Source organism: Akkermansia sp. JRP_AM1 (assembly GCF_049262625.1).
Lineage (GTDB): Bacteria > Verrucomicrobiota > Verrucomicrobiia > Verrucomicrobiales > Akkermansiaceae > Akkermansia > Akkermansia massiliensis.
The window spans coordinates 1,049,480-1,061,138 of sequence record NZ_CP118234.1; the positions used below are offsets into that span (position 1 = coordinate 1,049,480).

At 60.2% G+C, this 11,659-nt stretch carries 9 protein-coding genes; 2 read left to right on the plus strand and 7 right to left on the minus strand.

From position 1 onward, the window contains the following. Positions 1-17: 17 nt before the first annotated feature. On the plus strand, positions 18-356 hold the full coding sequence (locus PVA48_RS04945; protein ID WP_022396859.1) for a cupin domain-containing protein: 339 nt from the start codon (positions 18-20) through the stop codon (positions 354-356). A 50-nt stretch (positions 357-406) separates the two neighbouring features. Here PVA48_RS04945 and PVA48_RS04950 read toward each other — a convergent pair whose 3' ends face one another. The 7 genes from PVA48_RS04950 to PVA48_RS04980 form a co-directional block, all read right to left on the minus strand. Beyond that, positions 407-550 (minus strand): hypothetical protein, encoded by a 144-nt coding sequence (locus PVA48_RS04950; protein ID WP_423232331.1) that lies wholly within the window; start codon positions 548-550, stop codon positions 407-409. Continuing rightward, positions 529-1,614 carry a hypothetical protein gene (locus tag PVA48_RS04955; protein WP_423232332.1) on the minus strand — a complete coding sequence of 362 codons (1,086 nt, stop codon included), beginning with the start codon at positions 1,612-1,614 and terminating at the stop codon, positions 529-531. Before PVA48_RS04955 ends, PVA48_RS04950 begins: the two co-directional genes overlap by 22 nt. Before the next feature lie 8 nt (positions 1,615-1,622). Next, entirely contained in the window at positions 1,623-2,690 is a 1,068-nt protein-coding gene (locus PVA48_RS04960; RefSeq protein WP_423232333.1) for a transglycosylase domain-containing protein, read from the minus strand. Positions 2,691-2,721: 31 nt separating this feature from the next. Then, positions 2,722-4,551, minus strand: coding sequence for a hypothetical protein (locus PVA48_RS04965; protein ID WP_423232334.1), 1,830 nt, complete (start codon positions 4,549-4,551; stop codon positions 2,722-2,724). Beyond that, positions 4,548-8,837, minus strand: coding sequence for an MG2 domain-containing protein (locus PVA48_RS04970; RefSeq protein WP_423232335.1), 4,290 nt, complete (start codon positions 8,835-8,837; stop codon positions 4,548-4,550). The genes PVA48_RS04965 and PVA48_RS04970 overlap by 4 nt, the downstream gene beginning before the upstream one ends. A 542-nt stretch (positions 8,838-9,379) precedes the next feature. Beyond that, positions 9,380-9,736: a hypothetical protein gene (locus PVA48_RS04975; RefSeq protein WP_418173270.1), complete on the minus strand. Its 357-nt coding sequence runs from the start codon at positions 9,734-9,736 to the stop codon at positions 9,380-9,382. 92 nt (positions 9,737-9,828) lie between these two features. After that, positions 9,829-10,608: a hypothetical protein gene (locus PVA48_RS04980; RefSeq protein WP_418338193.1), complete on the minus strand. Its 780-nt coding sequence runs from the start codon at positions 10,606-10,608 to the stop codon at positions 9,829-9,831. On the opposite strand from PVA48_RS04980, the gene PVA48_RS04985 reads away from it, so the two are divergent. Continuing rightward, positions 10,607-11,632, plus strand: coding sequence for a hypothetical protein (locus PVA48_RS04985; RefSeq protein ID WP_423232336.1), 1,026 nt, complete (start codon positions 10,607-10,609; stop codon positions 11,630-11,632). The genes PVA48_RS04980 and PVA48_RS04985 overlap by 2 nt on opposite strands. Positions 11,633-11,659 lie beyond the last annotated feature (27 nt).

The following is an 11,659-nucleotide window of genomic DNA, read 5'->3' on the forward strand; positions in this document are numbered from 1 at the left end:
GAGTGTGTCCAACCTGCATGACAGCAATTCAGCATATCCCCGAACGGGCGCCTTTCAATTACGCTGACCTGATTGAATACCGCGAAGGGCAAATCACCAGCCTGGCCCTTGTGCGTTCCAAAGGCGTCAACATGACCATCCTGGCTTTTGACGACGAGCAGCTCCTCCCCACCCACCAGACGCCCGGCCCCGCCCTGGTGCAGATTCTGGACGGGACGGCGTATTTTACCGTGGGCAATGAAGAGGTCAACCTTCCGCAGGGCAAGACTCTCCTGATTCCCGCCGGAGTGCCTCATTCCGTCATTGCGCAGGAACGGTTCAAGATGCTGGTCACCTCCATCCTGCCGCTGGACTGAGCGGAACGCTTTTTCCACGTGCGCACGGGAGGAAAACTCCCGGCTTCTTGTTACAGTTCCCTGACGGTAATTGACGAACGCTGCTCCAGGTTCAGCTCCGGATGGCGCACGGTAATGACGTGCGCTCCCGGTTCCAGCAGCACGGAAGCCTCTTCTCCATACTGCACGACGGTCAGGGTGGGGGATGACCACACCGCCCCCGCCGGCAGGTTGGAGCGCAGTTTGAGCCTGCGTCCCCCGCCGGGCAGTTCCGGATCCAGCGCCAGGCGCGAGCCGTCTGCCGGAACCAGGATGCGGGAGCCTCCCCGGACCACGCCCGCGGAAGCAGGCAGAAGGTATTCCCCACCGTGCAGGAAGGACTGGTAAACCACTCCGTATAACGGCTGTCCAGATATGCCCGTCCCACGGCATCGTAATCCGCCGGGGAGGCCGGCTGCGGCATCGTTTCCGGGGAAGCCCATTCCTCCCGGACATGGGCTTGCGGCAGATCCAGCCCCTCCGCCCTCTTTCCGGTGCGGGAATCAATGCGGATGCGCACCATGCCGGGAGGGGGACCGGGGAAGGAAGGGGCAAGATTGCGGTGAGCCAGCCTCATGACCCCGGCAAAAATGGGGGCCGCTCCATCCATGCCCCCCACCTGCTTCATGGGGGAGGCGTCAAAATTGCCCACCCAGACGCCAACCGTGATTTCACGGGTGAAGCCCACGCACCAGTTGTCGCGGAAATCGGAGGAAGTGCCCGTCTTGCACGCATACCGGAAGGGAAGGTTCATCAGCTCCCGGTCATGGAACGCCGCCATCCGGGCTTCCCGGTCCGCCAGAATGTCCGCCGCCATGAAGCAGGCTTCCGCAGGCAGTACGGGCCGTTCCGGAACGGAAGCGCCCTGCTCCAGCTTCAGGGGGAGGAAGGAGCCTCCGCGCGCCAGGCACGCATAAGCCCCGGTCAAATCCCGCAAGGTCACCTCCGCATTGCCGATGGCGAGGCCCAGGCCGTAATGCGCGGCGTCTCCCTGGATGCCCCGGATACCCAGGTTTTCCAGCAGTTTCAGTAGCCGTGACGGGCCGCCGAAGGTATCCAGAGCCCTCATGGCCGGGATATTCTGGGAACAGGCCAGGGCCTGCCTGACGGAAACGGGACCCATGTAGGCCCTGTTGTAATTCTGCGGCGCTTCCAGCCCGTGCGCGCTCCGGTACGTGGTGGGAACGTCCGGAAGAACGGTTCCCGGATAGGCCCCCAGGACAAATGCCTGGGCGTACACGAAAGGCTTCAGGGCGGAACCGGGGAGCGCGGCAGGGAAGTCCCGTCCATCAGCCCCCCCGCCGGATGCTTCCGGTTCGCGGAACCGACCAGGCAAAGAATATTCCCCGTGGCGTTTTCCGCCACAACTACGGCGGCCTGTGTCACATGATGGCCTTTCAAGCGTTCCAGCTCCCTCCTCACGATTTCCAGCGCGCCGCGCTGCAGGGAGGCGTCCAGCGTCGTGCGCACCTCCCCCGTCCGTCCTGCGTGCATCAGGGCGGCTGTTACATGGGGAGCCGCCGGCTGCCGCCCTTCTTCCATTCCGGCGCTGAACAGGGGTTCCTGCAAGGCCCTGTTCACCATGTCCGCCGGGAACATGCCTTCCTCCTCCAGACGCCGCAGAACGCGGTTCCGCCGTTCCAGCGCACGTTCCGGATGCCGGAGGGGGTTCAAGAAGGACGGCCCCTGCGGCAACCCCGCCAGCAGGGCGCATTCCGCCAGGGACAGGCGGGCCATCTCCCGGCCAAAGTAGAAACGCGCCGCCGCGGCGGGCCCCCGGCGCAGATTGCCGTAATCCAGGCGGTTGAAATAGGACTCCAGAATTTCCTCCTTGCTCATGCTCATCTCCATGCGCCGGGCCTGGAAAAACTCCCGGGCCTTGGTCCACAGGTTCCTGCGTGCGGGAGGATTGGCATTCTTGGCGAGCTGCTGGGTGATGGTGGACGCTCCGGACACAACCTCCCCGCCTGCGGCATTCGCCGCCGCGGCGCGGGCCAGAGCCAGGAAATCCGCCCCTCCGTGGCTGAAAAAGCGTTTGTCTTCCGCCGCCAGCGTAGCCTTAAGAAGCATGTCCGGAACCTCCCGGAGCCGGACAGGCTCCGTGTGGTAATAATCCGGTCCCGGCAATGTGGCGATTCTGCCGCCGTCCCTGTCCAGGACCATGGCGCCCCGCTCTTCCGGATGGAGCAGCCCTTCCGGCAGGGGAACCAGCCAGGGCACGGCATACCATGCAAGCAGCCACGCGGCGGCCAGCCCTCCGGCAATCCAAAGAAGGGTTTTCCGTTGAAGGAGCTTTTTGAAAACCGCCCTGTTCATAGATCTGCGCCGCATCATGAAAACACTGCACTTACTTCCCCGCGGAGACGGTCAGTTTCTGGGGAATGCTCAATCCGTAGGTTTCCGGCTTGTACATCAGCTCCGCCTTGGCGGACGGGGCGATAACGGAGCCGGACTTGGTCACCCGCGCCAGGTAGCGCGCCGTAAAGCGGCCTCCCGACCAGGAATCGGCGAAAAAGCGCACCCGGTCCTTCAGGAATTCACGGTGGGAGACCCACCCGCTCCAGTAGAACCAGCGGTTTCCTGCGTCCGCCGTCTCGCTCTCCCGGCCTCCCGGTATCTGGGAAAGCAGCGCCGGATTGACGGCCTCAAAAGCGGAGGGCAGGTAATCCTCCATCACCACATACGTCAGCGGGTCAGCGGACTTGTCCACGTGCAGCGTAATCCTCACCAGGTCCCCCACGGCAAACTCCGCCGCAGGCGTCCAGGTTCCTTCCGGAGAAAGCCTTTCATAAACGCGGGAAACGGCAAAGCCCCTGTTGACGGCGGCTCCGTCCTGCTGCGTTTTGCTGCGTCCGCGGGCCTCCGCCATGCCGTATACCCGGGTTCCCGCTTCCGGAAGGCTGAGCACGGCCTTCTCCCCAACCGCGGTCAGGAACCGGGACGGGGAAGACACGGAGCATATCCCGTCAAACGTCCGGCCGCCGCGGTCCACGCGGAAGGCGGCGGAAAGGGGCGCCTCCTGCAATCCTTCCAGGTATTCCCCCAGCAGAATCACATCCCAGCCGGAAGTCCAGGTGGAATAGGGGGCCCTTCCTCCGAAAGAGCCGGACATCCTGTCCACGATCAGGCGTTCCAGCCTTTCCCGGACAGCCCGGTCACCGGGGGCCTGCGCCATCTCCGCCAGCGCCAGCAGAAGACGGCAGCGGGGCTGTTTCATTTCCTCCCCGGAAACATTCATCAGGCTCCGGGCCTGCTCCTTTGCCTCCGCACGGGAAGAGAGGGCCGCCGCCAGGGCCAGGTACAGGCGGTCTTCCGCCCTCAATTCAGCGGCATGGTCCAGCAGGCGGTTGAGCAGGGACGCGGGCATGAGCCCCGCTCTGGCCAGCACCCATGCCCCCAGGAGCCCCTCCCGCGGGCGGGCGGACAGGGAACGCCCCAGATAGGTGTACAGCTTGTTGAGGCCCTGTTCCGGAATGTAAACCCCCTGCTCCCGCGCCAGGGTCAGCACCAGAGCGGCATACGCGCAGTACTCGCTCACCTCCGTGCCACCCTGCCAGTAGGACAGGCCGCCGGAAGAAAGCTGGTTTTTCATGATTTTGTAAACGCCGCTCCGGAGGGCCCTGGAACGGTCCTCCGGCGATTTTCCCTTGAAACCGGGGAGATATTTGGCCAGGAGCGGTTCATAAATCCAGGGCAGCGTGGAGGAGGAAAGCTGTTCCAGGCATCCGTACGGATAACGCAGCAGGTAATTCACGCTGCCGTCCGCATACAGCAGGGGGGACGTGCCCAGCGTCACCCGGATGGGGGTGCCTTTCAGGAAGGGAGTCGCCAGCAACCCCGGCAGATCCAGCGTCCGGCCGGAGGAAAGCGAGAAGCAGCGCAGCTCCCTCAGCTCCGGGAAGGGAGGCACCACCTCAAACGTGTGCTCCACGGAATCCTTCAGCAAGGAATAAACGCCGGAGGAATAAGGCGTGCCGCTGCCGTCTGCGGCGCGGATTTCCCAGGTCAGCCGGGCTTCCCCCGGCTGCGTGAATTTTACGTTGAACACCAGCGTTTTCGGCTGGTTCCCGTTCAAAGTCAGCGTCTGGACGGGCTGGGGCACGGAAGCCGCAGCGGTCCCGGATTTCAGCGTGACCACCCACGGGCCCTTCCTGTCACCCGTCTGGCTGACCGTCACCGGAATGTCCAGGGAATCACCCTCCGTTGCGGTAAAGGGGGAGCGGGTTCCAGCATCACGGGCTTGTTTACCACATAGGCGCTTTCCCCGGTTCCGAAATCGGCAGCTCCCGCCAGGGCGACCGCCATCACCCGGTAGCGGGTCAGCGTATCCGGATTCCTGTACTCGGCCTTGAAACGGCCCTCCCCGTCCGTACGGAGGGAGGCCAGCCACACGGCGCACGGGTTGAAATTCTTCCTTAAATCCAGGTTCTCCGGCGCTTTGCGGGAGCCGTCCGAGGAATCTCCGCCGCCGATGAAAACTCCTTTGTTGTCCGTGGAGCGGCCACCCCAGTCTTCATCCAGAATTTGTTCCAGCGTCGTCCACGTGCCCACGGACAGGGGGCGGTCCGCATAGAAGTACCGGATGGGACGGGGAGTCTGGTACCCGATGACCTGTAAGGTGCCTTCATCCTCCGCAAACAGGCATACCTCCGCATTCCGCACCGGCCTGCCGGAATAATCCGTCACCACGCCGCTGACCACGGCGGGGGAACCGGGCCGGGACATCCCGGCGGGGGGAAACACCTTTACATTCAGGGTATGCTGGACAGGCTGAACCTTCAGCGCGGCATATCCCAGCTTCAACTGGGGATTGCGGACCTTGCGGCTGCTCAGGTCCGCCCCCTTCACCAGGAAAACGGAAACATAGACATTCGGCGCGTCCGCCTCTTCCAGAGGCACCTCAATCACGGGATTGTCCAGCGTCAGCTTTCTGGCAAAACTCCGAAGCACCTTTTCCCGCTCCACTGTCACCATCACCTCCCCCTCAATGGGCGTCTGGATCAAGAGACGGGCCGTCTCTCCCGGCTTGTACAACTGCTTGTCAGGGATGATCTTCACCTTCAGGCCGTCATGGTACTCCCACGGGGAAACGTCGCTGCCGTAAACCCAGTACTTTACGGCAGTGCGGAATTCCCGTCCTTCCGCGTCCCTGCCGGAAAAAGCCACCTCGTAAATACCGTCCTGCGGGGTGGGAACGGAGACGGCTTTTCCTCCCGTACGGACATCCGCGGAATCCGCCGGGGCAAGCGTCAGGGCCTTTTCCAGCACCGTGCTCCTTACCTCGTCATTGCGCACGGTGGTGGCATCTCCGCTCTCGTAGCGCGCGGGACGGAAAGCGGTGCGCGTCACGGTCATGTTGAGATCAAGGCCGCTGCCCGCATAGGGCTTGCCGTCCAGCCCCAGGGCAATCAGGCGCAAATCCAGGGGCGTTCCCTGGCGGCAGATGGAAGAACTGTTCTTCACGCCCACAAACACGGAAGCCGGATTCCAGACGGCGCCTCGGGAAACCTTGACCAACTGCTCATTCCCGTTTACCACGGAAGCCTGGAGGGACAGCCTCCTGACCCGCGGGAAGGACTGCCCGTCCAGGGAGAACTCCACGGTATTCCTGCCTTCCCCGTCCAGCACGGAGGACTGCTGCTTCATGTGGGAGGAGGAACGGCTGCTGGAATAACCGTAATAGGCCTCCCAGTAGCCTCCATCGTCATCACGGTAATCCCCGAAACGGTAATCCTTGTATCCGGCAGGATAAAAGTTGGAGGAAGTACTGCGCAGGGACCAGTTCACCTTGCCGCCTGAAACAGGCGTGCCGGTAAAATTCGTGGCCTTCACATCCGCCTTCAGGAGATGAGCGCCGGGCTTCAATTCATGAATCTTCTCCTCCACTTCAAACTCGTTCCGCTTGAACTCGGCTACTTCCACCTCATACCGGAACTCCCGGTTATTCTTGTCAAACTCCTTCCGGTAATACTTCTTGTAATCGTATTCGTCGGAGGAATCATCCTCTGCCCCTTCTTTTTCCTCTTCCGCGGAATCCCCTTTCAGCCGCAGGCTGGCAAGGACGCTGTAAGTTCCCGTCTCTTCCCCGGGAAACGTGAAATCCAGGTCAAAGGTTCCCGCATCGGACAACTTCACCTGCTTGACGGCTACTTCCCGGTCCCGTCCGTCCCTGACCGTCAGCTTGACCTCCTCCACGGGAGCGAGGCCCAGCCTGTTGTCCAGCAGGGAGCGCACGATTCCCTTCAAATGCATGGTCTCCGCCGGGCGGTACAGGTTCCTGTCCGAAAACATGAACACCCTCGTTTCCGCGGTAGTGGCGGGATTCAGCCCCAGGGCTTCCCATTCGTAGGGCAGCGTCTTCACGCCAAAGGACCACATCCTCACCTGCCCCGGCCAATCCTCCAGGGGGCTCAGGTAACTGTCCACCCCGGACAGGACGCGAACATAGGCGGCCTTTCCGTTCATCCCGGCCATGGGCAAAATCACGGAACCGTGCTCCACGGGAACGGAAGCCAGAACGGAGCCGTTCGCATCCAGCAATTGGACCTGCGCTTTTTCCACCGCTTTTCCGGTGGAAAGGGAATACACGTAAGCAAACATGGTATCCGCCGTCTTTTTATGCAGAACGCCCAAATCCGTCACCTGCACGACGGCCTGCGCGGCGTAGGATGCCTCCTTTCCGTCGAACTTCCTTCTGCCTCCGTTTTCCGACGGCACGCCAAACAGCCTGTACGCCTCCAGCACCGGATCACTGACACGGCCTTCCACCTCAATGAAATACATGCCTGGCTCCACGGCTCCGCCAAACAGGCCGTCCAGGCTGATGGCCGCTTCCGTTTTGCCGCGCACGTCCAGTATCAGCGCGCCCGTCTTATCCGCCGCAAGAAGCTCCGCAGGCAGAAAATGCCTTTGGTCGCGGTCCGTCACGGTACGGGAAAGGGGCGCGGACTGGTCCCGTTCATAAATCTTCCGGTAGGCCGCCAGCGTCTGGTGCCGGTGGCCGTCCCTGATCCGGTAGCCGCGCACCGTCAAATCCTTCAAATTGCTCACGGAAGCTTTCAACTTGCGGGATCCGGCGTACATGACGCCGTTGTTGCCCGCATCCAGATACAGGCACGGATCCTCCGGCTCCACTTCCACGGAACCTTCCGCATTCTTTCGCGCCAATTCCTGATCATCCACGGACCGGACGCCCTTCAGCCTCCATTGCAGTTTAAAAACGGCCTCGTCTGCGCTCACCAGAAAAGGCAGGGACGTATACCACTGGGGCCGGGCATGCTTCATCTCCGCCAGCCGTTCCCTGTCCAGGCGGATTGCTATTTTCCCGGCCGTCTCCGCATCCTCTCCGTCAAGGGATGTGGTAAAGCCTCCCTCCTGATCACCGTAAGCCATCGGCTTCCCGCCGCCCTCCACGAAAAACTCCACATGGTCCCGGCAGAACCGTTCCAAATCCTCAATCAGGACAGGGAGAGTCCATTCCAGAGTAAACCGGCCTCCGTTCCCGGAAAACGCATGGTAATAACCGGAGGCGGAAAAACGGGGCACGGCCCCCAGTTTGATTTCTTCCCATCCGGTTTTCTGCCCTCCTCCCCGGGAGGACAGGAAGGAAGCGTCCAAACTGACCAGGCAATAATTCCTGCCATACCGGAACATTCCTTCCGGCTGAATGACATACACGCCGGGAACAACCATGCCGTCCGGACGGCCTCTGAACCTTCCCTCCCCTGCAATATTTCTCACACGGTAGGATTTGGCGTCTCTCACCTCCTTCAACGTCGCAGGCCTTAGCCGGAACCCCGCATCGTACCCCGCGGCTCCCGCCTTGAGCTGCTTCATAAAATCTGCGGACCTCAACTGCTCTTCATCTGAAACGCCGGCAAAACGGAGGTTCTTTTCCAATGCCTCCTTCCATGAGCAATAACCGGGAAGCATCAGGAACCCCTTGCCGTCGCGATACAAGCCATTCGCAGGATTGCCCCTGTCCAGAACTGCGTCGGGAATCACCAGGAAAAAACTCTCCCACGGGTAAACTTCACTGCCCTGCCAGCCCCTGTCCATGGAAGACAGGAAGAAATTCCAGGTCGTGCGCCCCGTCAGACGCAGCGGAACGGACGGCACCAGGGAACCGTCCAGAAAACGGACATTCTCCGCCGGTTTCCATAGATAGGTGGACCGGAAGGGAACCTCCTCCAGCGGAACGCACTCCAGCACGTTGGGAGTAATCCATTTGGAAGAAAACTTCAAGGAAGGAGGAACGAACATCAGCTTCGCGCCTTCCGGCATGGCCGTCCCGGCGCCGTTGCCCAGCGCCAGTTCCACCGGTTTCTTCTCCGGGGAAAAGGACATCAGTTCCGGGTCCGCCGGTTTTCCCACCTCGGAAGCGGGCACCACGGCCTTGTCAAACACCAGTTGAAACGGCTTCCCTTTTTCCAGATGGGACGGAGAGGAAGACGGATAGCGCACCGTAGTGTCGGCAATGGATGGAAAAATACCGCAAATTCCTAAGAAGCAGCCAATAGCAAAAGAACAGGTTTTCATGGGAGGAGGGTAATTCTATGTACCCATCTTCTCCTCTTTTTGAGTCTTCAACACAAGCAGAAAATCCGCAAGCGGCAAAAAATAGAGATAAAAGTCGTTACCACTTGATGAAGTTTTTTTTGTACCTTGAATAATGTTCTATAAAAACTCCTTTCTTATGCTCACTAGGATGGTAGTGCGGTCATGAATCCAACCGGTAATTTTTAAATGCAATAACTCCAGTGGAACGCGGGAAACTTGGTTCATCAGAGAAAAATCTCCTTTACCTTTTGCTAGTATTTCTCTTCCTGCACGCTGTCTTTTACCCTGGCAATGGGTAAATTTTGGAAATATGGCAAAGAAATACGTGCCACCGGAGAAGAATCCCCTCCCTTTTTCCACGTTGCCATCCGCCTCAAAAACTCACCAAATATCATAACGTTCCCGGCGTGTTTACTTTGCTGGTTTTTGATTCATGGTAGTCGCAACTATTTCATAATTCTTAATTTAATACCATGAACAACACTTTCAACATCGGCGCCATGGACACCGTCTATCCCTTCATTCCCATGTACCCCAACGGGCAGCCCCAGGGCGACTTCCTGGTCAACGGCCTCTCCGCTCCTGTCCTTATCCCCAAACGAACTGCTTCCTCCCCCACCCGTCACGAATGGTTCGGGTACCTCAAGGTCATGGCTCCCGCCACCTGTTTTCTCCACCTCCACGCCCACTCTTCCATCTCCCTTTCCATTCCCGCCAAGGATATGGAACTCTCCACGGAGCCGGGCTCTTCCACGCCTCTCCGCCGCCAGATCCAGTTTGAACAGGGATACTACTGGTGCCATATCGTCCACCAACACCAGCCTGCCGCGGAGGACCAACAGGAGTTCTGCATTGCCCTGGTAAGCGACAAGGAAGGAGAGCCCGACCTGGACTATTACCTGCTGGCGGAAAACACGCCTGCCGGCAAGGAAGGAGAAACCGTCCTGACTCTGGTCAACCTGTACCAGGAGGTGGAAGAAGGAGATTCGTCGAGCAGTTCGGCAGGGGGAGGAGATTCGTTTGAGTTTGATCCCAAGCCCAGCAGCAGCTCGAGTTCTTCTTCCAGCAGTTCGAGCTCTTCCTCCTCCAACAGTTCGTCTTCCAGCTCCCTGCAGAGTTCTTCGGCTCCCGAGCCTCCGGATTCCTCCAGCAGCGCGCCGCCTTCTTCTTCCAGTTCGTCGTCTTCCAGCAGTTCGAGTTCTTCCTCGTCATCTTCTTCCAGCAGCTGGTCGTCTTCCAGTTTCCACAGCAGTTCCTTGCCGCCCCAGGAGCCGGATTCTTCCAGCAGCGCTCCGTCTTCCAGCTCCTCCTCGAGCAGTTCGAGTTCATCGTCTTCTTCCAGCTCGTCTTCCAGCAGCAGCTCTTCGTCATCAAGTTCTTCGAGCTCAAGCTCATCTTCCAGCAGCAGTTCAAGTTCCCTTTCCTCTTCTTCCAGCGAGCCGGACCAGGAAGAGGAACCCTGCCCCTGTGAATGTGAGTGCAATGAGGAAGGGGACGAACACTGTGTCCAGACACAGCCCACTCCGGGGGATCCCGAGGGAGAGCAGGATTGCCAGGGCAACGCCTGCATCAACCCTTCCTCCCCGGCAGGACCCACGCCTCCGGCTCCCGCCAAGTTCATCAGGACGGCACGCTCTGCCACCACTAATGCCCCGGCTTCCAGCGGCTTTTCCATGCGCTACAACCACCCCATGGCCTGGAGCGCTTCCTTCTCGGCTGACGAGCGCCGCGTCACCGTCAAGCGCCCCTCCGGAAGCCATCTCTATTTCAAAGCTAACGAGGGAAGCAGCGATGCTTCTCCCATCGGCTCTTCCAGGAAGGTCAACTACCGTGTGAGGCTTCTCAACGAAGATCTTACTCCCAACCTCCAGGGTACTCCCGCCTTCATGGACATGGTTCTTCCCGGCGGCATGGTCCTGCGCTTCTCGGCAGCCACCGGAGAGGTCGTGTCGGTCACCAGCTCTTCGGGCCATGTGATCTCTGCCGAGGAGTACTTCAGCAAGGTCCAGGTCACTTACCATCAAAACGGCTCCCTTGCCAGCGTTTATTCCCGCGCCCAGGGGTTGATGAGAAGCATTCCCGAAGGCGACAGGCTCACCCTGGAGTGGTATGCTCCCGGCAAGACCATCCCAGACGGGGAAGGCGGATTCACCGTTACCGGAGAGCCCTACAAAACGGCCGTCTATGAAACCTCGCTTGAAAACGGAGTCAAGGTCACCCATATCACCAACCGGCGCGCCGGTCAGGAGCCGCATTTCATCGAACGCCGCGAAGAAGGCAACAAGGTGACCATCGTCAAGGGGGAGGGAGAGGAGCGCATCGTTCGCACCATTGAACGCAACGCCCTGCCCGATTCCAAGTGGGAGCGCCTTGAAACTATTCAGGGCATCAACGAGGAAACACCCTCCTCCTGTACCCGGACAGTGAAGAAGTATACCGACGGCGGCTGGCTGACCATCAGCCGGACGGAGGGATACAAGACCTCTCTGGCCCAGACCACCCTCTATACCTACAACGACCAGTTCCGGGTGTCCCTGGAACTCAAACCCAATGGCGGCTATACGCGCTACGAGTACGATGACCAGGGCAAAACCGTGCTCTCCGCTGCTCCCGGGCCGGAGGCGGGGAGAGAGGGACCCGAACCACTTACGCCGACCTGCGCTTCAATGACTTCAGACCCGCTACGGAAACTGAAGTAATCATTGCCGAGGATGGGACGGAAACGG